This is a genomic window from Bacillus cereus group sp. MYBK227-1, assembly GCF_051916325.1.
Classification (GTDB): domain Bacteria; phylum Bacillota; class Bacilli; order Bacillales; family Bacillaceae_G; genus Bacillus_A; species Bacillus_A cereus.
This window is the reverse complement of record NZ_JBQAGK010000011.1, coordinates 1-23,641: the sequence shown is the minus strand read 5'-3', so window position 1 is coordinate 23,641 and position 23,641 is coordinate 1. Positions and strand designations below refer to the sequence as shown.

Genomic DNA, 23,641 nt, shown 5'->3' with positions numbered 1-23,641 from the left:
GAAAGGAATCATCATTTTTAACTAAGGGAGAAGATTGAATTGAAAAAATTATGGATGCTGCTTTTCGTTTGTTTCGCAGTTTTGTTGGTAGGATGTAATAAAAACGAACCACCAAAACAAGCATTTGAAGAATATATCAATTTATGGAATGATAGAAAATTTGCAAATATGTATGATCATTTATCAGACCATGCCAAAAAATCGATTTCTAAAAAAGAATTCACAGAAAAATATCAAAAAATCTATGAGGGGATTGGAGCTAATAATTTAAAAGTTAAAATGAAAGGAGAGAATACGAAAGATAAAGAGCTTTTTCTTTTTGAAGTTAAGATGGATACGGATGTAGGACCAGTTTCATTCATCCATGAAGCAAAACTTGTGAAAGATAAAGAGTCTTGGGAAATAGATTGGACACCAGACTTCATCTTCCCAGGTATGAAAAAAGATTACAAAGTACGTATGCAAATAGAGCAAGGAAAACGCGGAGAAATATATGATCGAAATGGAAAAGGGCTTGCAACGAATGGTAAAGCGACTGAGGTTGGAATTATTCCAGAGAAACTAGGCGAAACAGCAGCGCAAACGAAAGAAATAGTAGCACAATTACTTGATATGTCTATAGAAGAGGTCGAACAAAAGCTCACAGCGAAATGGATAAAACCAGACTCCTTTGTACCAATTGGCATTTTAAAAGAGGGAACCAGACAGAATGATTATATTGAATTAGAAGGAGTTTCATCTCACCCAGTAAATATTCGTACGTATCCATTAGGTGAAGCAGCGGCACACTTAACTGGATATATAGGAAAGGTGAATGCGGAGGAGTTAAAATCACTTCAAAAACAAGGTTATCAAGCAGATGATTTAGTAGGTAAGACTGGTTTAGAGAAAGTGTTAGAAAATAAATTGCGTGGTGAAAAGGGTGGACGCGTATTTATAGAAGATGAGAAGGGGAAAGAGATTAAAAACGTAGCAAAAAAAGAAGCAAAAGAAGGAGAAAATGTTACGTTAACAATTGATGCTGCAATTCAAGAAAAAATCTTTAATGAGATGAAAACTGAAGCAGGGTCTAGTGCAGCGGTCAATCCTAAAACAGGTGAAACAATCGCACTTGTAAGTAGCCCTGCTTATAATCCAAATATAATAGTTAGAGGAGCATCGAAAGCCCAACGAGAAGCATGGAGTAACGACTCGAAACTACCAATGACGAATCGCTTTACACAAGCATTTGTACCAGGTTCCGTATTTAAAACGATCACAGGTGCAATTGGTTTGGAAACAAACACAATAAATCCGAAGGAAGAATTTAAAATTCAAGGATTGAAGTGGACAAAAGATTCATCTTGGGGAAATTACTATGTAACGCGTGTAAAGGATGCAAGTCCAATTGATTTTGATAAGGCAATGAAGTACTCTGATAATATTTATTTTGCTCAACAAGCTTTGAAAATAGGAAAAGATCAGTATGTAAATGAACTGAAGAAATACGGTTTTCATGAAAAATTACTAATCGAATACGAATTTCCTATTTCAATCATTGCAAGAGATGGGATAAGAAACGATATCCAACTAGCAGACACAGGCTATGGACAAGGACAAGTATTAATGACACCACTTCATTTAGCATTAACATATGCACCGATTGTGAATGAAGGGAATATTCCGTCGCCACATCTTTTAAAAGAAGCAAAAGTAGCAGGGAATTGGAAAGAAAATGTGGTTTCTAAAAAGAATCAAGAAATATTAAAGAGTGCATTAATCAAAGTCATTAATGACCCTGATGGTGCAGGGAGAATTGCAAAGGTTGATGGTGTAACGCTTGCTGGTAAAACTGGTACAGCAGAACTGAAAGAGTCGAAAGAAGCAGACGGAAAAGAACTGGGATGGTTCGCAGCTTTCGATGCAAATGCGCCAGACATGATTGTTACAATGATGATTGAAGATGTAAAAGGAAGAGGGGGAAGTAACGTTCCAGGTGAAAAAGTAAAACATGTATTTCAGAAATAATACTTAATTATAAGGTGAATTTTTTGACTACATTTATTACATGTTTGCTTAACTCAAAGATATAAATTGGGGAAAATATAGAGCAATGAAATTTCGAAAAAGCATTCTTTCTAATCGAGAATGCTTTTTTGTTGCGACTCTAGAAAGTTAATACCTTATCTTAATTTTCATTTCTGAAAAGTTGGCATTGCTAATGGTAAATAGAAGAGTATAGCAAGTTGAAATGGACAAGTGGAGTGTTACGTTAAATTCAAAAAACAGATTTTCATGAGTAGAATTTTATCATTGTATGCTTTACTTGTTTTTTAGTAGTATTATTCTGCTTGAAAAAAGATAAACAATGGAACAAATGAAACTTGTATCTTGTCTATATATTGAAACCATAATAAAAGTGAGGGCAGTTTTTATGTTTATTCAAATAAGTTTGAGGTGTGGAAATGGAACAGACGTTTATTGAAAAGTGTAATCATGATGAGCTGGACTATGTTATAAAAGACTATTGGCAAGATGTATGGAATTATTCATTTATTATTACGAAAGATCCACACTTATCAGATGATATCACGCAAGATGTATTTATAAAGGTGTTTAAAAATTGGAATTCATTTCGAAAGGAGTCATCTATTAAAACGTGGATTTTAAAAATCACAAGAAATACGGCAATAAACTATTTGAAATCCTCCTATTTTAAAAGGATATCTTTAATAGGATTTTTTAGTGACGATAAGCAATCCCTGTCAGCAGAACAAGAATTTTTTAACCAAGAAGAGATGAAAGAGGTGTGGAAGGTTGTATTAAAACTACCTAAAAAGCACCGTGAAATAATTATATTGGACGCAAAATATGAATTATCATATGAAGAAATGGCTGAAACATTAGGAGTATCCATTGGAACTGTAAAATCGAGATTAAGTAGAGCGAGAAGTAAGGTTTCAAAATTAATAGGGGAGGGTAGTAGTGATGAACAATAAACAAAATCCTGACTGGTATAGAAAAATAAAAAAAGGCCCAATGGAGAATCGTAAAGATGAAGAAGAATTTATTTCTAAAATAAAGCAGTCTATATACGAAAATAATGAAGTGGATTTTGTAAAACATAAAAGACCATTTCGTAAAAAAGCATTACCTATTGTAGTTGTTTTAGTTTGTACAATGTTATTTTTTATTGTTCAACAACCTTGGCTTGATGATAATAAATCACCAGTACAAAGTAGTACTCAAATTAAGCCTAAAACAAAAGATGAGTCTGCTCAAGATCCATCATTAAAACAATTTATGAATGAACTATATCAAAGTACGAACTCAAAAAATGAAAATGACCTGTACAAAGCGTTAAATGATGAAGTTCTATTTAAAGGGAAGAGTTATAAGAAGGATGAACTGAAGTTTGATGAAGATATTTTTCATGAGTTGCAAGTCGCCCTTACAATGGGGGGAGAGTTTGGAAATGATACAAAGCAAGTATATAAAGTACCAAGTGGATTGACGGAAAGTAACCAACCAAAGCAAGCACATTTTATATATGCAACTGTTACTGGAAATAAAACAAAAATTTTAGCAGAACCAAAGCGAGAATCACAAGTTTTATATGAAGTATCTAATGAAATGGTAAAAGCTTGGATTCCAGAAAAAGTGCAGAATGATGAATATATAAAAATATCGACAATTAACGGTAATACTGGATATGTACAGAAAGAGTACATTTTAACTGATATTAAATATTCATTTATGTTCGAAAAGAATAATGAAGGTATATGGAAAATAATAAATATAGATTCTATATGGTAAAAGAGGAAGGTTCACTTTAATGAACCTTCCTCTTTGTTTTTATTCTCTTTTTGAAGAGTATTCCAGTACTCTAAAATTTCTGATGTAACGAGAGCGGCAATGTTTTTTTCGGAATTACTGCCAGGAATAACGACAGAAACGGCAATTTGTGGATCTTCAGTAGGAGCATATGCAATGAAAAGAGAATGATTTATCATTCTTTCTTGCTCATTTGGAAAACCTGTAATACCTGTTTTACCTGCGACGTCAAAGGGCAACTTTTTAATTTCCTCTATATTTTGACTCATTCCACCTTGCACGACACTCCAAAAGTTCATCGGGTAACGATTTGAACTTTCTAAAATGGTTTTAAACTTTTTGGTTTCCTTACCATCTTGACCAATAATCGCACTTACGATTTGAGGTTTATATTTATCACCTTTACTTGCCAATGTTGCTGCATATTGAGCGAGTTGAAGAGGAGTATGCACTTCATTTCCGCCCCACGAGGCATTTAATAAAGCGGAGATTCCATTTTCAAACTTATTAGAAGGATGGAATTCATACTGACCGTCTTCTTCAAAGGGTAAATCAATCCCGGTTTTAGAACGTAGGCCGAATTGCATTAAATAATCTGTCCATATATGTGCCACTTTTTCTACATTTCCATTATTTTGGTTAAATAATGGTAGAGCTACTTTTGCTGTCATAAATGTGTTAGATGAATTAATGATAGCCTGCCTCGGTGTAATCTCACCTGTTGGTGTTCCAGGTGCATTCGTAATGTTATTTTGATTATCATACTGAAAAGTACCTTTATCTAAATAAGTATCTTCGGGTTGAAAAAGTTTTTCGTTTAATCCAATTAAAATAGTAAGTGGTTTTATAGTAGAAGCCATATTTACATAAGATTCACCATACTTTAATTTTTGAATCGCTTTATTTTGCGAAAGAGATTTAATATTTTCTTTTCTAGAAGATACATGTGTATTTAATATATTTGGATCAAAAACTGTCGAGTTGACCATAGTTAAAATCGCGCCAGTTTTTGCATCGCTCACTACAGCATAACCAGCTTTAGCATCAGGTGTTTTCTTAATTTGCGATCTTAATGCTTCTTCTGCCTTTTGCTGCAACTCAGAGTCTAAAGCTAGCCGTACATCTTTTCCTTTTTGTACTTTTTGAATGTTCCATAAGAACTTTTTATTATTCAATTTAAAAATAAGAGTTTTACCTGGTTTTCCTTTTAAATCATTTTCATATTGCAGCTCAATCCCGCTTTTTCCAACAGCCATATGCTTTGAATTAAGGTCATTTTCTACATACCCAATTACTTGTGAACCAATTTCGTGTTTAGGATAATATCGAATCCATTCATCTTTAATTATTACATTATTGGGTTTGTTTTTGTTTATGAATGCAAGTTCATTCTCAGTTATATCAGAGTATAACGGTATATCATTCATAGTCTGCTTTTTACAAGATTGTTGTAATTGAGATTTTATGTTCTCTGTAGAAATATCATGTTGAAACTCGCTTGAAAATTGATTAAAAAAAGCTAATGTGCTTGATGTATCTTGTTTCGATAGCTTTTCATCATTAGAAGTGCAATATAGAGACTTAGCTTTCTTATTTGTAGCTAGTATTGCACCATTTCGATCAAAAATCTTTCCTCTTTCAGCTGAAGAAGTTGCGATAGTAATTGAAATGAAGTTGATTTTTAATAAAATTAGTAAAATCAAACCTACAATAGAAAGAACCGCAAATAATCTCCATCTTTTTGTATGTAACATATAACCCTCCCTTATGTAGCTTACTTCATCTTATATTTAATTATTTTTTTTGTAAATGTGGAACAACTGTATTGTTTAGGTTGTCTATTAAGTATTACAGCATGAAGAAAGGAATAATCAATATGAAAAGTTACTAGCAAGCCTATGTGTAAAATATAATATGAGTCACATTGCAAGCGACAAAAAACAAGTGAGAAAAAAGGAAGGGAGATTTATCAATTACGCGGCTATACAAAAAGGAATTAATACTTACAAAGATTTAGAAAAAAAGATAAGACACTATTTATAACCGAATAATGGTTTCAAATATATAGGGAACGTTTAAGTATTAGTGAGGAGTTCCGGAAGAATTATATGGAGGATTTATGAAAGAACAAAAAGGAAAGAAACAGAAGACATATATATCTATTCGGTTAAATATTATGTTCCTTTGCATATTTTTACTATTCTCAGCTATTATTATGCAGCTAGGGAAAGTACAAATTGTGGAGGGAGAGGCTTATAGGAACCAAGTGGAAAGTAGTCAAAATGCAATAACTAGTATTCCAGTTCCACGTGGACAAATTTTAGATCGAGAAGGGAAAACAGTCGTTAATAATAAACCTCTTCGCACAATTACGTATACAAGGGTAAAGGGGATTACGAGTGAAGCTGTTTTAAAAACAGCAAAAGACTTGGCGGAAGTACTTGAAATGCCCGAACAAGACATAAATAAATTAACCGATATCGATAAAAAAGATTTTTGGATGCAGTTGAATTCGAAACGTGCGGAGACAAAGATTACTAAGAAAGATATAGAAAAGTTTAAAGAAAAGGGTATAGAGGGGAAAGAGTTAGATAAAAAAATAGAAGACTTAAGACGAGGTCGCGTTACAGAGGTAGAATTAGCAGAATTAACAGCACAAGATTTAAAGGTGTTAGCTATTAAAAGTAAAATGAGTTCAGGTTATCAACTAACACCACAAATTATAAAAAAAGATGTAACAGATGAAGAGTATGCGCGGATAAGCGAAAATCTTGGAGATTTTCCAGGAGTAGATGCCACTGTTGATTGGGAACGTAATTATGTAAATGGTAATTTATTTCGTTCTATATTAGGAAATATTACGAGTAGTGAAGAAGGATTACCGAAAGAAAATTTAGATTCTTATTTAGTACGTGGATATAACCGTAATGATCGTGTTGGAAAAAGTTATATTGAACAACGATATGAAGATGTATTACACGGCACGAAAGAAGAAGTGAAAAATATTACTGATAAATCAGGAAACATTGTTAGCACAGAAATAATCTCTAAAGGAAAAAGTGGTAATAGTTTAACATTAACGATTGATATGGAATTACAAAAGAAAGTGGAAGAAAGTATAGAGAAAAACTTGAGAGCTTTTAAGAGTTCAGAGCCACTGCTCGATCGAGCTTTTGTTGTCATGACAAATCCAAATAACGGACAAATTTTATCTATGGCAGGCAAAAAGATTGTAGAAAAAGAAGGGAAAATAGAGGTTGAGGATTTGGCGTTAGGTAACATGACAACTTCGTATGAGCTAGGGTCAGCTGTAAAAGGTGCTACTTTATTAACTGGATATGAGACAGGGGCAATACATCCAGGAGATCAATTTTATGACGCGCCGATGAAATTTAAAGGTACACAAGCTAAAAAATCGTGGAATGTATCCGGATTTGGTAATATTAATGATTTACGAGCTTTACAAGTATCTTCAAATGTATACATGTTCCAGACAGCTTTAAAAATTGCGGGAGTCAATTACGTACCAAATGGCTCATTGGATATTAAACAAGGAGCATTTGATACGATGCGCTATTATTTCAAGCAATTTGGTTTAGGTGTCCCAACAGGTATTGATTTACCGAATGAAATAATTGGACAAACGAGAAAAGTAGATAGTCAACCTGGGTTTTTACTAGATTTTTCTATCGGTCAGTATGATACGTATACGCCGTTGCAATTAGCGCAATATATTTCAACGATTGCGAATGGTGGTTATAGAATGCAACCTCAAATTGTACAAGAAATACGAGAACAATCAATAAAAGAAGAGGTTGGCAAAGTTATACGTTCCATAGAGCCTGTCGTATTAAATCGAATTGATATGAAGAAAGAACATATTGATCGGATAAAAGAAGGGTTTAGATGGGTATTCCAAGAAGGTGATGGAACTGGCGTGAAATATTTCAAAAACGCGCCATATAAACCAGCAGGAAAGACAGGAACAGCCCAAACTGTATATGGTGGAGATGACCCGATTGGTAGAAATGCAAAAGGAGAACGTATGGAATGCTACAACTTAACGTTAGTTGGATATGCTCCATATGATAATCCAGAAGTAGCATTTTCCGTAGTAGTTCCATGGCTTCATGATGATAAAAATGGAATTAATTCTATAATTGGAAAGGAAGTATTAGATGTATACTTTGATTTAAAACAGCAACGTATACATGGTGAAGCTACTAGTACAGGTAGTTCTAAGCAAAATTAAGATACTTTTCTCAGGGAAGAGAACCTGTTTGTATAAAGCCATTTATAAGAAAAAATGAAATGTGAAATAAGAGATAGCGGCGATCATAGCTACTATCTCTTATTTTGTTAATAACTCTCATACTAGCTATAAAATTTTTTTCAGTTTATGGAACAAATTTGGTTCGGTGATTGTCTATTATGTGTACGTATAAAAAGGTACTAAAAATTTGGAAGGAATGATGATTTTGAAAAATAAGAGGATGCTAAAAATAGGAATATGCGTTGGTATATTAGGTTTAAGTATTACAAGCCTAGAAGCTTTTACAGGAGGGGCACTGCAAGTTGAAGCGAAAGAAAAGACTGGACAAGTGAAACATAAAAATCAGGCGACGCATAAAGAGTTCTCTCAACTTGAGAAAAAATTTGATGCTCGATTAGGTGTATATGCGATTGATACTGGTACAAATCAAACAATCTCTTATCGATCTAACGAAAGATTTGCCTTCGCATCAACCTACAAGGCTTTAGCAGCAGGAGTATTACTACAGCAAAACTCAATTGATTCATTAAATGAAGTAATCACATATACGAAAGAAGACTTAGTGGATTATTCACCTGTTACAGAGAAACATGTAGATACTGGAATGAAACTAGGAGAAATTGCTGAGGCAGCTGTTCGTTCAAGTGATAATACTGCAGGGAACATTTTATTTAATAAAATAGGAGGACCTAAAGGATATGAAAAAGCGCTTAGGCATATGGGGGATCGGATTACTATGTCTGATCGCTTTGAAACAGAATTAAACGAAGCTATTCCAGGAGACATTCGTGACACTAGTACAGCGAAAGCTATTGCTACGAATCTTAAAGCTTTTACGGTCGGAAATGCACTTCCTGCTGAAAAACGTAAAATTCTTACAGAGTGGATGAAAGGAAATGCTACAGGAGACAAACTTATTCGTGCAGGCGTACCAACTGACTGGGTAGTTGGAGATAAATCAGGTGCTGGCAGTTACGGGACAAGAAATGATATTGCTATCGTTTGGCCTCCAAATAGAGCACCAATTATCATCGCAATTTTATCTAGTAAAGATGAGAAAGAGGCAACTTATGATAATCAACTCATTGCAGAGGCAACTAAAGTTATAGTTAAGGCTCTTAGGTAATAGTATTTTAGTTTTCGCATTTTTAACATGAAAGTATTAAAAGTATAAAGTTAGAAAACGACTCTTTTCGTGTGATAAGAGTCGTTTTTGTATTCTTATTATTAAAAAGGTAAAAGTAAAAATATAACGAATATATATGACATATCTCATATGAAATTTCATGTACTGTATTATTTTATTAATTTAAATAAATTTCAAGAAAGTATAATATAATTCAGTTAGCATATAGAAGTGTTTGATGAGAATGTAAAGGAGAAAATATGAAAAAGAAGATTAATAGAATTGTAATGATTATTTGTATATTAGTAGGTTTTACAATCTTTTTATATTTACAGAACAATTTAATAAGTATAACTGAGATTAAAATAACCTCTAGTAAAATACCATCCTCTTTTAAAGGGTATAAAATTCTACAAATTTCAGACTTACACAATAAAAAATTTGGCGATAATCAAGATGTGTTAATTCAAAAAATGAAAAGTATAGACCCAGATATTATTGCAATTACGGGTGATTTAATTGACAGTAAATCATACGATGCAGAAGTTAGTATGCAATTAATACGAGAAATGGTAAAGAAGTATCCTGTATATTTTGTGACAGGAAACCATGAACAATGGTCTGGAAAGTATAACAGTTTAGAAAAAGAGTTGAAGAAATATGGTGTCAATGTTTTAAGGAATGAACATGTAGGCATTCGAAAGGGTGAGCAAGAGATAAACTTGCTAGGTATTGATGATCCAGAGTTTGGTACTGGAAACCGTGATGAAGGAAATATTATAATAGATGAAATTAAAAAAGCAAAAATTGAAATGCAGCCAGATAGATATAATGTATTATTATCCCACAGGCCTGAATTTATAAAGGAATATACGAATGAGCGGTTGGATTTGGTTTTATCGGGACATGCTCATGGAGGGCAAGTTAGATTGCCATTTATCGGAGGATTAGTTGCGCCAAATCAAGGTGTTTTACCTAAATATACAGCGGGTTTATATGTAGAACAAAATACATCAATGGTAGTGAGTAGAGGATTAGGAAATAGTATCATTCCGCAAAGGATTTTGAATAGGCCAGAAATTGTAGTCGTGCAGCTAAATTAAGCTGTACGATTTTTTTTATACAAAAATGAGTAAAGGGGCTTTCTGTATTTTGCAGGAGTAAACATTACAATTTTGTTAAAAATTTTCTACGTTACATAAAGTAACAAAATTTGACCCTCAGTGTTTGTTATAGTGTAAATAATCAAAAAACTTAAAATTTGTCGAGTGAAAATTGTGATAAGTAATTCATATAAAAAACTTAAAGGGGTGTACACATGCATAAAGAATATGAAATTGAAGAATACACGGCGATTGAGGAACAAATCCATTATTATTGTAAATGTTTATTAGTAAGTCATCCTGATCAAATAATAAAGTATTTAGAAAAAAGGTTAGAAAAATATGCAGAAACATTACAATATGCACATTTATATCCGGACACAGTTATTTTACCGTTACAGCAATTAGTTATCGAATATTCTTTAGACGTTGCTAGAATTCGGAAGTATATGAATTTAAAAACGTAAAGTGAAATTTATAGTTTAAATGAAACAGAGTCGACTTTAGGAAATGAAATTCTAATGTCGACTCTGTTTCATTGTTTAATATCGGTGATTGAACATACATACTAATCAACGAAGTTTGACATATAATTAAGCAAGAGTAAAATAAAAGTGAGTACTCACTCATTTTTATTGGAAAAGGAGGATGAAACGTGCAACAACCTTCAATTATTTTACAGACTGTATCAAAAAGTTTTGGAAAAAAAGAAGTGTTACACAATCTTTCATTGCAAGTTGAAAAAGCAGAGATTTTTGGTTTTGTTGGACCTTCTGGATCGGGGAAAACAACGCTCATTAAAATGATTGCAGGTATTAATGAGGCAACGAAAGGTGAAGTGCTTGTTAATAATACTAATATGCCTAATTTAAATGAGATGAAACGAATTGGTTATATGGCCCAGGCGGATGCATTATACGAAGAATTATCAGCATATGAAAATGCAGATTTTATAGCAACGATGTATGGACTAAAGGGAAAACGTAAAAAGACAAGAATTGCAGAGGTTTTTGAACTTGTACAATTGTCACAGTATATGAAAAAGCAAGTACAACAATTTTCAGGTGGAATGAAAAAACGCTTATCATTAGCAATAGCGCTCCTTCACGAACCAGAAATATTAATTTTAGATGAGCCTACAGTGGGGATAGATCCGCTTCTTAGAAAAACGATTTGGGAAAAATTTTATGATCTTAAAAAGAAAGGCACAACGATTATTGTAACGACGCACATTATGGATGAAGCTGAATTTTGTGAGCGTCTAGGGTTAATTAGAGAAGGGAAACTAGTTGCGGTTGGAACAACTGAAGAATTGAAAAAACGCGTGTCATCTGGACGGATTGAAGATGTCTTTTTGCTAGAAGAGGTGGTGCCATCATGAGAGTTACTGGTGTAATCATACGTATTATTCGTCAATTTTTTCGAGATAAGCGTTCGTTAGCAATGATGTTTGGAGCACCGATGTTATTACTTTGGCTTTTGTCACTAGTGTTTACACAGAAAGACTATATACCGCAAATTGCTGTTGTTGATATGCCCGCTCAAATAGTAAAAGTGATGAAAAATCAAGAAGCGTCAATTTATGAATACAGTAAGGAAAAGGCGATTTCTGAGTTGGAAAAACAAAAGGTAGATGCAGTATTTCGAATAGAGAATGGAAAAATGAAACTTCTGTTGGAAGGTAGTGATTCGTCAAAAAATCGTGCTGTACTTCAAGTATTGCAAAAAAGCACAGAGAAGAATGATGTATCGATTATGAAATCTGAAGTAAATTATTTACATGGCTCTAAAGACTTTACGATGTTTGATGGGCTTGGTCCTGTATTAATTGGTTTCTTTACATTTTTCTTTGTATTTATATTATCAGGTGTATCTTTCGTAAGAGAACGTTTAAGTGGTACGCTAGAAAGGTTATTATCCACCCCAGTAAGAAGATGGGAAATAGTCGCAGGTTATATTATTGGTTTTGGAATCTTTGCCTTTATACAATCCATTATTATCGTAAGTTTTTCCGTTTATATTTTAGATTTATACGTAGCTGGCTCCATATGGCTAACGTTACTTATTACATGTATGCTCTCTTTAACTGCACTAACATTAGGTACGTTTTTATCGGCATACGCAAATAATGAGTTTCAAATGATTCAATTTATACCGCCTGTTATTGTGCCACAAATCTTCTTTTCTGGATTGTTTCCAATGGAATCTATGAACAAGTGGCTACAAATGTTAGGGAAAGTATTTCCACTCACATACGGCGCTGACGCAATGAGACAAGTGATGATTCGGAATCAAGGGTTTACAGAGATTGCATTAGATCTTACTGTGTTATTACTTTTTGCAATATTATTTGCAGTAGGAAATGTATTTGCTTTAAAGAAACATCGCAAAATATAATAATGACAAAAAGGAGCTTTATAAATGCAGAAGGATTGGCTGGAGGAATTAATAGCTGCAACTAATACGGATAAACGAAATGAACGTCAAATGCGTATATTAGAGGCGGCTGTTGATATGTTTGGAGAAAAAGGATACGCTTCAACTTCAACAAGTGAAATTGCAAAGCGTGCTGGTGTAGCGGAAGGAACCATCTTCCGCTACTATAAAACAAAAAAAGATTTATTACTAGCGGTCGTAATGCCAACTTTAACTAAGTTCGCTGCACCATTTTTCGTACAAACCTTTGCAAAAGAAATATTTAAATCGGATTATGAATCATACGAAGGACTTTTAAGGGTTGTAATTCATAATAGGTTTAAATTTGCTCAAAAACACTTTCCTATGATAAAAATATTAATTCAAGAGGTGCCATTCCAACCAGAACTGAAAAATGAAATACAGCAATTAGTAGAAACAGAACTGTTTTCACATTTCAAAAAGTTGATTGTGAAATTTCAAGAAGAAGGGGAAATTATTGAGATACCACCATCTTCCGTACTACGTCTTACTTTATCAGCTGTATTAGGTTTATTATTAACACGATTTTTATTATTGCCTGAAGAAAAATGGAATGATGAAGCGGAAATTGAAAATACGATTCAATTTATATTGTATGGATTAACTCCACGATTTTAATCGTTGAAGTGTGAATTACATACATTACTTTTAAGTAAAAATAAATCGCCTTTAAAAAGGCGATTTATTTTCATTATATATTTTTGATAAATAAGTACTTGTTTACTAAAAACATTCTAAATCAGCGTGTTTCTTTGTCTCTTCTTCTAAGACCTAATAATCCTGCTAGTCCTAATAAACCAAGCCAAGCCCAATTATTATTTTTATCACGATTATCATTTAAATCATTTGTTGTATTTACATTTCGAGTTCTTACATCATTATTAACTCTGTCTAAGTTATTGTCATTTACTCGAGTTGAAATATCAGTGTTATTAACTCTATTCATATTATTTCCATCGTATTCAGCTTGCGTAGATGTACCTAAAAACATAATAGATAGTGCTAAAACACTTAAAATAGATGATAATTTCTTTTTCATAACAATCCCTCCTTTCTTAATCATTAATTTCTCCGAAGCATGTGTGTATTATTCATTTCACAATATCTAAACCCTCATTAATAGGGCGCACATTTATAGAAAATAGAGTTGAATGATTGTTAATATATCATTGGATATATATTTCTCATAAAAATAACTGAATCAAACTTTGCTTAAAATGTTAATCTTAGTACAATTTATATTATACGGGCTAGCAATAAGGAGGTAATAAGATGCGACAATTTGCAAAACCTACAATCGTCGTAAGTAAATGTTTAGAATTTGATGCTTGTCGTTATAATGGAGAGATGATTCCAGATGTAACAATACGAAATTTGCAGCCATTTGTTACATTTATACCTGTTTGTCCAGAAGTGGAGATTGGATTGGGGACTCCTCGTGAAACGATACGAATTGTAGAAGAAAATGGTGAGAATAGACTTGTGCAACCGTCGACACGAGAAGATGTAACTGAAAAAATGGAGCAGTTTTCAAATGACTTTTTACAAACGATACCGGATGTAGATGGTTTTATTTTAAAGAATCGTTCACCAAGTTGTGGTACGCGTGATGTGAAAATTTATTCTGGTTTTGAAAAAGCGCCAGCAAAGGGAAAAGGAGCTGGCTTATTTGGCGGAGCAGTAGTAAAAAAATTTTCGCATCTTCCTATTGAAGAGGAAGGTAGATTGTCGAATTTTATTATTAGAGAGCATTTCTTTACAAGGTTATTTACAATCGCATATTACAAAATGATTAAACACAATAAAAATATGAAAGAACTTGTATCGTTTCAGTCGGACAATAAATATTTATTTATGGCATATAATCAGGTGAAACAAAAGGAATTAGGTCGTATAATTGCAAATCAAAAAAATGAAAAGATTGAAGTGGTATTTGAAAACTATGAGAAGACTTTATATGAATTATTTATGCGTGCGCCCCGTTATACATCGAATGTAAATGTATGCGAGCACATTTTTGGATATTTTAAAACAAAGTTAAAAAAACAAGAAAAAGATCATTTTATAGAACTGTTACAAAAGTATGCAGAAAAGAAAATACCACTTAGTAGTTTACTTACAATATTAAAATCATGGGCTATTCGATTTGATGAAAAGTATTTATTAAGACAAACGTATTTCGAACCATACCCTGAAGCATTAGTAGAAATTTCTGATTCGGGAAAAGGTAGAGATTATTAAACAATAAATTACATAATTCGACACAAAATCTCCTATGTTGTTGTAGAACAATGTAGGAATTTTTTTGTGCATTAGTACAGAATCTGTTTTAAAATTAAGTTATGACAGAATTGTAGCAATTGTCTAACTAATATTCTTGTCTTTTAAGTTGTTATGTTTGTAGTAGAAACTCGCACGCTGTCGAAACTCAATATTCGATAAGGGGTGTGTAGCGGAATGGAATTTACTCTAACTCGCGAAAAACAAATGATTAAAGAAATGGTACGTGACTTTGCTGAAAAGGAAATCGCACCGAAAGCTGTATATTATGACAAAACTGCAGAGTTTCCATATGAAACATTTCAAAAAATGGGCGAACTAGGATTATTAGGCATCCCATTCCCAGAAGAATATGGAGGTTCAGGTGGCGATACGGTATCGTATGCGTTAGCAGTTGAAGAAATTGGTCGCGCTTGTGGTGGCACCGGTTTAAGCTATGCTGCAACAATTTCATTAGGTGCTTCTCCAATTTATTATTTCGGTACAGAAGAACAAAAACAAAAGTATTTAGTTCCAATGGCGTCAGGTAAAACATTAGGTGCCTTCGGATTAACGGAGCCGAATGCTGGATCAGATGCAGGTGGTACTCAAACGAAAGCGGTATTAGATGGTGATGAGTATGTAATCAGTGGTGAGAAGTGTTGGATTACAAACGCAGAGTATGCAAATACAATTATTGTAACCGCTGTCAACGGTATTGAAGAGAATGGTAGAAAACGTATTTCTGCATTTATCGTGCCTACTACGAGTGAAGGATTAACGATTTCAAGTCCTTACGATAAGATGGGTGTTCGCGCTTCTAATACTTGTGAAATCGTACTTGATGGCGTTCGTGTACCGAAAGAAAATATTCTTGGTGATGTAAATAAAGGCTTTAAACAATTTTTATATACACTTGATGGAGGGCGTATTTCAATCGCAGCATTGGCAGTTGGTATTGCGCAATCAGCCTTTGAACGTGCATTACAATATGCGAAAGAACGTCAACAATTTGGAAAGTCAATCTCTAATTTCCAAGCGATTCAATTTAAATTAGCTGATATGGCGACTGAAGTAGAGCTAGCACGCAATTTAGTACATAAAGCAGCTTGGTTAAAAGATAACGATAAACCTTTCGGCAAAGAAGCGGCAATGGCAAAACTATTTGCATCGGAAGCAGCAAGCCGTATTGCGAATCAAGCAGTACAGATTCATGGTGGATATGGTTATATGCGTGAATATGAAGTTGAACGACATATTCGTGATGCGAAACTATTAGAAATTGGTGAAGGAACTTCTGAAATTCAACGTCTCGTAATTGCTAGACATTTAGGATGTAGATAAAAGGGAGGAATCACTATGTTTCAAAAAATATTAATTGCGAATCGCGGGGAAATCGCTGTTCGTATTATGAAAACTTGTCAAAAACTTGGCATTCGCACTGTTGCTATTTATTCTGAAGCAGATGAAAATGCCCTTCATGTGAAAATGGCAAATGAAGCTTACTTAGTAGGTGGACCGCGTGTTCAAGAAAGTTATTTAAACCTTGAAAAAATTATTGAAATAGCTAAGAAGACAAATGCAGAAGCCATTCATCCGGGTTATGGTTTATTATCAGAGAATCCGTCTTTTCCGGTTCGCTGCAAAGAAGAAGGAATCGTATTTATCGGTCCTTCAGAAGAAATCATTACGAAGATGGGAAGTAAAATTGAATCACGTATCGCAATGCAAGCAGCAGATGTCCCAGTAGTCCCAGGTATTACTACAAATATTGAAACTGCTGAAGAAGCAATTGAAATTGCAAAACAAATTGGTTATCCATTAATGCTTAAGGCATCCGCAGGCGGCGGAGGCATTGGTATGCAGTTGATGGAAACTGAGCAAACGCTCACCAAAGCGTTTGAAAGTAATAAAACAAGAGCGCAAAACTTCTTCGGTAACGGAGAAATGTATTTAGAGCGATATATAGCAGATGCGCATCATATTGAAATTCAGCTTTTAGCAGATACACATGGTAACACAGTGTATTTATGGGAGCGTGAATGTTCGGTACAGCGCCGAAATCAAAAAGTAATCGAAGAAGCACCTTCACCATTTTTAGATGAAGGTACACGAAAGGCGATGGGAGAAGTTGCTGTACAAGCTGCCAAAGCACTTGGCTATACAAATGCAGGTACAGTTGAGTTTCTTGTAGATAATCAGAAAAATTTCTATTTCTTAGAAATGAATACGAGATTACAAGTAGAGCATCCAGTGACAGAAGAAATTACGGGATTAGACCTTGTAGAACAGCAACTCCTTATCGCAAGTGGAGAGAAACTATCATTTACTCAGGATGATGTAAAACGTAGTGGTCATGCCATTGAAGCTCGTATTTATGCAGAGGATCCGAAAACATTCTTCCCGTCACCTGGGAAAATTACAGATTTAACATTACCGTCAAATGTACGAATTGATCACTTCTTAGAAAATCATGTAACGATTACACCTTTCTATGATCCAATGATTGCGAAAGTCATTGCACATGGCGAGACTCGTGAAGAAGCAATTTCGAAATTACATGATGCTCTAGAAGAATTGAAAGTAGAAGGTATTAAAACGAACACGCCAATGCTACTGCAAGTTTTGGGAGACGAAGTGTTCAAAGCGGGTATTTATACAACGGGTTTTGTAACGAAACAACTCGTTAAAAAATAAGATCTAACAATATTAAGGGGGAAAAAATGATGACGAAAGTATACGCATCGATGGCAGGAAACGTTTGGAAGATTGTTGTAGGAGTAGGAGATACAGTAGAGGAAGAGCAGGATGTCGTCATTTTAGAATCTATGAAAATGGAAATTCCAATCATTTCAGAAGAAGCCGGCACAGTTATGAAAATTAATGTGCAAGAAGGCGATTTTGTAAATGAAGGAGATGTATTATTAGAAATTGAATAGGGAGATATAGGGGGAAGCGAATTGAAACTACCTAATTTTGCTGTCATTAAAGAAGTAGGACCACGTGATGGTTTACAAAATGAAAAAAAGATTGTTAGCACAAAAGATAAAGTAAAATGGATTCAACTACTTACAGAAGCAGGATTGTCGTATGTTGAAGTTTCCTCATTCGTTCACCCAAAATGGGTCCCAGCATTAGCGGATGCAAATGATGTGTTTTCTGAGCTGAAAAGAGATCCAAATGTTACATATGCTGCGCTTGTTCCGAACCAAAATGGTTTGGAACGAGCTTTTTTGCAAAATGTAGATGAGGTGAATGTTTTTTTATCAGCAAGTGAATCTCATAATAAAAGTAATATTAATAAATCGATTAAAGAAGCGTTAGTTGTAATCGAAGATATAACAAAACAGGCATTATTCGAAGGGAAAAAGGTAAGAGGCTATGTTTCTACTGTATTTGGATGTCCTTATGAAGGGGATATAAGTGTCACAGCAGTTGACGAATTATGTAATCAACTATTTTCATACGGCATTTATGAAGTTTCTCTTGGGGATACAATCGGTGTAGCGAATCCATTACAAGTAGAACAAGTATTAGAACATCTATTAAAGAAGTATGATGCTTCGCAGTTTGCCATGCATTTTCATAATACGTATGGAATGGCTCTAGCAAATGTAGTTAAATCATTAGAATACGGTATTACAACATTTGATAGTTCTTGTGGTGGACTCGGGGGCTGCCCTTATGCACCAGGAGCATCAGGTAATGTTGCTACTGATGACCTAGTACATATGCTCCATAAATTAGGAGTTCAAACGAATATAGACGAAGAAAAGTTATTGCGAGCTAGTCAATTTATTCAAAGTAAGCTAAATATCCAATTACCGAGTCATGTGTATAGAGCGCTTCAACATAAAACGATAAGTAGGTGAGAAGATGCTACAATTACAAAACATTTCAGTTGATTATGTAACACCTCACGTTGTAAAGATTTCGTTATATCGTGAAAGACAAGCAAACTCATTATCTTTAGCGTTATTAGAAGAGTTACAAAACATATTAACTCAAATAAGTGAAGAGTCCAATACGCGTGTAGTTATTCTAACAGGTGCTGGTGAAAAAGCATTTTGTGCTGGTGCTGATTTAAAAGAACGTGCTGGTATGAATGAGGAACAAGTTCGCCATGCTGTTAGTATGATTCGCACGACTATGGAGATGGTTGAACAATTACCACAGCCAGTTATTGCTGCTATAAATGGAATCGCACTTGGTGGTGGTACGGAATTAAGTTTAGCTTGTGATTTTAGAATTGCTGCTGAATCTGCAAGTCTTGGTCTTACTGAAACGACACTTGCAATTATACCAGGAGCGGGTGGTACACAGCGCTTACCGAGATTAATTGGTGTTGGTAGAGCGAAAGAATTAATTTATACAGGTAGACGTATTTCAGCGCAAGAAGCAAAAGAATATGGTTTAGTAGAATTTGTTGTACCAGCTAATTTACTTGAAGAGAAAGCGATTGAAATAGCAGAGAAAATTGCTAGTAATGGACCTATTGCTGTTCGATTAGCAAAAGAGGCAATTTCAAATGGTATTCAAGTTGATTTACATACCGGATTACAAATGGAAAAACAAGCGTATGAAGGTGTAATCCATACGAAAGATAGATTAGAAGGATTACAAGCATTCAAGGAAAAACGCACACCAACGTATAAGGGGGAGTAAATATGTTAGATCAAAAACAACAATCTAATTCATTTGAAGAACGAGTTGAAACGATTAAACAAGGCGGCGCACCAAAGTATCATGAACAAAATAAAGCAAAAGGAAAATTATTTGTTCGAGATCGTTTAGCGCTTCTATTTGATAATGGCGAATATGTAGAAGATGCATTATTTGCTAACTGTGAACAAACAGGCTTACCTGCGGACGGCGTTGTAACGGCAACGGGTAAAATACATGGTCGTACTGCATGTGTAATGGCCAATGATTCTACTGTAAAAGCTGGATCATGGGGATCACGCACAGTTGAAAAGATTTTACGTATTCAAGAAACAGCTGAAAAACTACGTGTTCCGTTATTTTATTTAGTCGACTCTGCTGGAGCGCGCATTACAGATCAAGTAGAAATGTTCCCAGGGCGCCGTGGTGCAGGAAGAATCTTCTATAATCAAGTGAAATTATCAGGTAAAGTTCCTCAAGTATGCTTATTATTTGGACCTTCTGCAGCTGGTGGTGCCTATATTCCAGCCTTTTGCGACGTTGTAATGATGGTAGAAGGAAATGCATCTATGTATTTAGGATCTCCTCGTATGGCTGAGATGGTTATCGGTGAGAAGGTAACTTTAGAAGAGATGGGCGGAGCTCGTATGCATTGCTCTGTATCAGGATGCGGAGATGTTTTATGCAAGACAGAAGAAGATGCGATTACACAAGCAAGACAATACATTTCATATTTTCCAAATAACTACTTAGAAAAGACTCCATTGGTTACACCTCAAGAACCGAAACAATTCGATAAAACGTTAGAACAAATCATTCCAGAAAATCAAAATGCTCCTTTCAATATGAAAGATCTCATTAATAGAGTTATTGATGAAGGTTCCTTCTATGAAGTGAAAAAATTATTTGCTCAAGAGCTAATTACAGGCTTAGCACGTATTGATGGTAAGCCTGTTGGTATTATTGCAAATCAGCCGCGTATGAAGGGCGGCGTATTATTCCATGATTCAGCTGATAAAGCTGCTAAGTTTATTAATTTATGTGATGCATATCATATTCCATTATTATTCCTTGCGGATGTACCAGGATTTATGATTGGAACAAAAGTAGAGCGTGCTGGTATTATTCGCCATGGTGCAAAAATGATTTCTGCAATGAGTGAAGCAACTGTACCGAAGATTTCTATCGTTGTTCGTAAAGCATATGGTGCTGGTTTATATGCGATGGCAGGTCCAGCATTTGAACCAGATTGTTGCCTGGCATTACCGACAGCCTCTATTGCGGTAATGGGTCCAGAAGCTGCGGTTAATGCTGTATATGCAAATAAAATTGCAGCTTTACCAGAAGAAGAGCGTGCTAGCTTCATTGCTGAAAAACGTGAAGAGTATAAGAAAGATATTGATATTTATCATTTAGCATCAGAGATGGTGATTGATGGTATTGTTCATCCAAACAATTTACGTGAAGAATTAAAAGGACGTTTCGAAATGTATATGAGTAAATATCAAGTATTCACGGATCGTAAACATCCTGTATATCCAGTTTAAAAGCCCTATTTAGGGCTTTCTTGCTCAAAAAGTTAAGGAGGGGAAAACATTGAAACAAGCAGTTTGGTTTCCAACAGAAGAGTACAAGGAAAAAACACGTTTATATGGTTGGATGAAATCATTGGGATATGAAGATTATGAAACTTTTTATAATAAATCTATCGAGGAAACAGCTTGGTTTTGGGGAGAGGCAGAAAAGGCAGTAGGCTATCAATGGATGAAACCTTATACAGACGTGTTAGATTTAGAAAATGGTACACCGTTTGCACAGTGGTATAATGGCGGAACATGTAACGTTGTAGAATCAGCTTTATCCCGCTGGCTTGCGGATGAAGAGACGAGAATACAGCCAGCACTTCAGTACGAAGGGGAAAATGGAACTTCAAAATCATTTACATATGAAGAGCTTGACAACTGGGTAAGTCGTGTTGCAAATGGTTTGAAACACGCGGGTATTGAGAAAGGTGACCGTGTAACAATTTATATGCCGATGATTCCAGAAACAGTTGTTGCGATGCTAGCTGTAATGAAAATCGGAGCAATTATTTCACCAATATTCTCAGGCTTTGCGTCTGATGCAGTCATGACACGTGTGCAAGCGGCAGGTTCAAAAATGATTATTACCGCAGATGGATTTTCACGCCGCGGTAAAATTGTTTCTTTAAAAGATGAAGTAGATAAAGCTTGTGAACATTGCCCAACTGTTGAAAAAGTTGTTATCGTTCGTCATGCAGGAAATGATTTTACACCACATAACTATGACTTTTCGTGGAGTACGCTAGAAAAAGAAAAACCATTCATACATGCCGAGGAAATGCAAAGTGATGATCCATTAATGCTCATTTATACATCAGGAACGACTGGTAAGCCGAAAGGAACAGTACACACGCATGCAGGATTTCCTTTGAAAGCAGCTTTTGATGCAGGATTTGGAATGAATATTAAACAAGGTGATCGTGTATTATGGGTAACTGATATGGGCTGGATGATGGGGCCGTTTCTATTATTCGGTTCACTCATTAATGGAGCAACGATGGTTATGTACGAAGGTGTTCCAGACTTCCCAGAAGCAGACCGGTTATGGGAGACAGTTGATAAATATGAGATTACTCATCTAGGTATTTCGCCAACGTTAATCCGAGCATTGATGGCAAAAGGTGATGAGTATGTCAATAAACATTCTTTAAAGAGTTTGGAAGTATTCGCATCAACAGGAGAACCTTGGAATCCTGATCCATGGATGTGGCTGTTTGAAACAGTTGGAAAAGGAAATGTCCCAATCTGTAACTACTCAGGTGGAACTGAAATCTCTGGTGGGATTTTCGGTAATGTTCTTATTAAGTCAATAGCACCGATTAGTTTTAACGCATCTTTACCAGGAATGGCAGCTGTCGTACTGGATGATCAAGGTAAACCAATTCGAGATGAAGTCGGAGAATTATGCTTAGAGAAACCTTGGGTAGGTATGACGAAAAGCTTCTGGGAAGATGATGAACGTTACGTAAACACATATTGGTCGCGTTTTGAAAATAAATGGGTCCACGGTGACTGGGTCATTTACGATGGTGAACAATATATCATCACAGGGCGTTCAGACGATACGTTAAATATTGCAGGTAAACGTATTGGACCTGCTGAATATGAATCTATTCTTGTGAAACATAACGATGTAATCGAAGCTGCTGCAATTGGTGTACCTGACGAAGTAAAAGGTGAAGTTTGTCATTGTTTTGTAGTGTTAAGAGATCATGTAACATTCACAGGAGAATTAAAGAAAGAATTAATGAGTTTAGTAAACTCTCATATTGGAAAAGCGTTGTGTCCTAAAGACATCCACGTTGTAGAAGATTTACCGAAAACACGTAATTCTAAAGTAATGCGCCGTGTTATTAAAGCAGCTTACTTAGGAAAAGAATTAGGTGATTTATCATCGCTTGTAAATCCTGAAGTAGTTCCGTTTATTCAGGGGTTACAGTCTAGTAAATTATAAAGTTAGAAAGGATCTCTATATAAATAGAGATCCTTTTTTTATGTTTATAAAAAGAAAAGAAGTGAATTTGATGAAGAAGAAAAATTTTACTATTAGTGTTAAGTATGTTTTTTAGTTTTAATCAAAATACGATATTATGGAATGTCTATTCAATGGAGAAATACTAATTTACAACAACAAGGTGATGACAAAGCGTGACTGCTTATATGTCTGTTTAAACCTTTACGTGTTAATATATAAAAAGCTAACTATAAGTGAACTGCACCCCAATTGTTAGACACAGTCTAACAATTGGAGGTACAGTTTTTTGTATGACAAAATTTACGAAGGATTTAAAGTTAACGCTCGTTCAAGGATTTAATCCGAAAATAATTTCTCAAGCAGAATATGCAAAACAGATGCATATTACAA

The 23,641-nt window shown here is 34.6% G+C and carries 20 protein-coding genes; 18 read left to right on the top strand and 2 right to left on the bottom strand.

Features of this window, described 5'->3' with window-relative positions:
• Positions 1-39 precede the first annotated feature (39 nt).
• The 3 genes from ACTFRM_RS28395 to ACTFRM_RS28385 all read left to right on the top strand — a co-directional run bounded on the left by ACTFRM_RS28395 (position 40) and on the right by ACTFRM_RS28385 (position 3,795).
• Positions 40-2,007, top strand: a complete 1,968-nt coding sequence (locus ACTFRM_RS28395; protein ID WP_000737757.1) for a penicillin-binding transpeptidase domain-containing protein — start codon at positions 40-42, stop codon at positions 2,005-2,007.
• A gap of 437 nt (positions 2,008-2,444) precedes the next feature.
• Entirely contained in the window at positions 2,445-2,978 is a 534-nt protein-coding gene (locus ACTFRM_RS28390; protein ID WP_173600795.1) for an RNA polymerase sigma factor, read from the top strand.
• Complete coding sequence (locus ACTFRM_RS28385; protein WP_440043808.1) at positions 2,968-3,795, top strand: SH3 domain-containing protein; 828 nt, start codon at positions 2,968-2,970, stop codon at positions 3,793-3,795. Before ACTFRM_RS28390 ends, ACTFRM_RS28385 begins: the two co-directional genes overlap by 11 nt.
• 11 nt (positions 3,796-3,806) lie before the next feature.
• Here ACTFRM_RS28385 and ACTFRM_RS28380 read toward each other — a convergent pair whose 3' ends face one another.
• Entirely contained in the window at positions 3,807-5,567 is a 1,761-nt protein-coding gene (locus ACTFRM_RS28380) for a peptidoglycan D,D-transpeptidase FtsI family protein (protein WP_000903362.1), read from the bottom strand.
• A gap of 365 nt (positions 5,568-5,932) precedes the next feature.
• On the opposite strand from ACTFRM_RS28380, the gene ACTFRM_RS28375 reads away from it, so the two are divergent.
• The 7 genes from ACTFRM_RS28375 (at position 5,933) to ACTFRM_RS28345 (ending at position 13,390) form a co-directional block, all read left to right on the top strand.
• Positions 5,933-8,065 (top strand): peptidoglycan D,D-transpeptidase FtsI family protein, encoded by a 2,133-nt coding sequence (locus ACTFRM_RS28375; RefSeq protein ID WP_000662981.1) that lies wholly within the window; start codon positions 5,933-5,935, stop codon positions 8,063-8,065.
• Positions 8,066-8,285: 220 nt separating this feature from the next.
• The gene (bla, locus tag ACTFRM_RS28370; RefSeq protein WP_002164538.1) at positions 8,286-9,212 is read left to right on the top strand and encodes a class A beta-lactamase Bla1; all 927 of its coding nucleotides are present in this window, start codon (positions 8,286-8,288) and stop codon (positions 9,210-9,212) included.
• Between the two features lie 260 nt (positions 9,213-9,472).
• Entirely contained in the window at positions 9,473-10,315 is an 843-nt protein-coding gene (locus ACTFRM_RS28365) for a metallophosphoesterase (RefSeq protein WP_000727181.1), read from the top strand.
• A gap of 215 nt (positions 10,316-10,530) precedes the next feature.
• Entirely contained in the window at positions 10,531-10,782 is a 252-nt protein-coding gene (locus tag ACTFRM_RS28360) for a hypothetical protein (protein ID WP_000548621.1), read from the top strand.
• A 188-nt stretch (positions 10,783-10,970) separates the two neighbouring features.
• A complete protein-coding gene (locus ACTFRM_RS28355; protein WP_001187059.1) occupies positions 10,971-11,696 on the top strand; it encodes an ABC transporter ATP-binding protein in 726 nt (241 codons plus the stop codon).
• Positions 11,693-12,712: an ABC transporter permease gene (locus ACTFRM_RS28350; protein ID WP_440043807.1), complete on the top strand. Its 1,020-nt coding sequence runs from the start codon at positions 11,693-11,695 to the stop codon at positions 12,710-12,712. The genes ACTFRM_RS28355 and ACTFRM_RS28350 overlap by 4 nt, the downstream gene beginning before the upstream one ends.
• Before the next feature lie 24 nt (positions 12,713-12,736).
• Positions 12,737-13,390, top strand: coding sequence for a TetR/AcrR family transcriptional regulator (locus tag ACTFRM_RS28345; protein WP_001168184.1), 654 nt, complete (start codon positions 12,737-12,739; stop codon positions 13,388-13,390).
• A 121-nt stretch (positions 13,391-13,511) separates the two neighbouring features.
• On the opposite strand, the gene ACTFRM_RS28340 is transcribed toward ACTFRM_RS28345, so the two are convergent.
• The gene (locus ACTFRM_RS28340; RefSeq protein WP_000728157.1) at positions 13,512-13,811 is read right to left on the bottom strand and encodes a WGxxGxxG family protein; all 300 of its coding nucleotides are present in this window, start codon (positions 13,809-13,811) and stop codon (positions 13,512-13,514) included.
• A gap of 233 nt (positions 13,812-14,044) precedes the next feature.
• On the opposite strand from ACTFRM_RS28340, the gene ACTFRM_RS28335 reads away from it, so the two are divergent.
• From ACTFRM_RS28335 to ACTFRM_RS28300, 8 genes are all read left to right on the top strand, one after another.
• Entirely contained in the window at positions 14,045-15,013 is a 969-nt protein-coding gene (locus ACTFRM_RS28335) for a YbgA family protein (RefSeq protein ID WP_001248638.1), read from the top strand.
• Positions 15,014-15,229: 216 nt separating this feature from the next.
• Complete coding sequence (locus ACTFRM_RS28330; protein ID WP_000397279.1) at positions 15,230-16,375, top strand: acyl-CoA dehydrogenase; 1,146 nt, start codon at positions 15,230-15,232, stop codon at positions 16,373-16,375.
• 15 nt (positions 16,376-16,390) lie between these two features.
• Positions 16,391-17,728 (top strand): acetyl-CoA carboxylase biotin carboxylase subunit, encoded by a 1,338-nt coding sequence (locus ACTFRM_RS28325; RefSeq protein ID WP_173600793.1) that lies wholly within the window; start codon positions 16,391-16,393, stop codon positions 17,726-17,728.
• A 26-nt stretch (positions 17,729-17,754) separates the two neighbouring features.
• A complete protein-coding gene (locus ACTFRM_RS28320; protein ID WP_001987345.1) occupies positions 17,755-17,970 on the top strand; it encodes an acetyl-CoA carboxylase biotin carboxyl carrier protein subunit in 216 nt (71 codons plus the stop codon).
• 21 nt (positions 17,971-17,991) lie between these two features.
• Positions 17,992-18,903: a hydroxymethylglutaryl-CoA lyase gene (mvaB, locus tag ACTFRM_RS28315; protein WP_440043806.1), complete on the top strand. Its 912-nt coding sequence runs from the start codon at positions 17,992-17,994 to the stop codon at positions 18,901-18,903.
• A 4-nt stretch (positions 18,904-18,907) separates the two neighbouring features.
• A complete protein-coding gene (locus ACTFRM_RS28310) occupies positions 18,908-19,696 on the top strand; it encodes an enoyl-CoA hydratase (protein ID WP_000939818.1) in 789 nt (262 codons plus the stop codon).
• A gap of 2 nt (positions 19,697-19,698) precedes the next feature.
• Positions 19,699-21,240, top strand: coding sequence for an acyl-CoA carboxylase subunit beta (locus tag ACTFRM_RS28305; RefSeq protein WP_000886744.1), 1,542 nt, complete (start codon positions 19,699-19,701; stop codon positions 21,238-21,240).
• 49 nt (positions 21,241-21,289) lie between these two features.
• A complete protein-coding gene (locus ACTFRM_RS28300) occupies positions 21,290-23,230 on the top strand; it encodes an AMP-binding protein (protein WP_086408040.1) in 1,941 nt (646 codons plus the stop codon).
• The last annotated feature ends 411 nt before the right edge of the window (positions 23,231-23,641 follow it).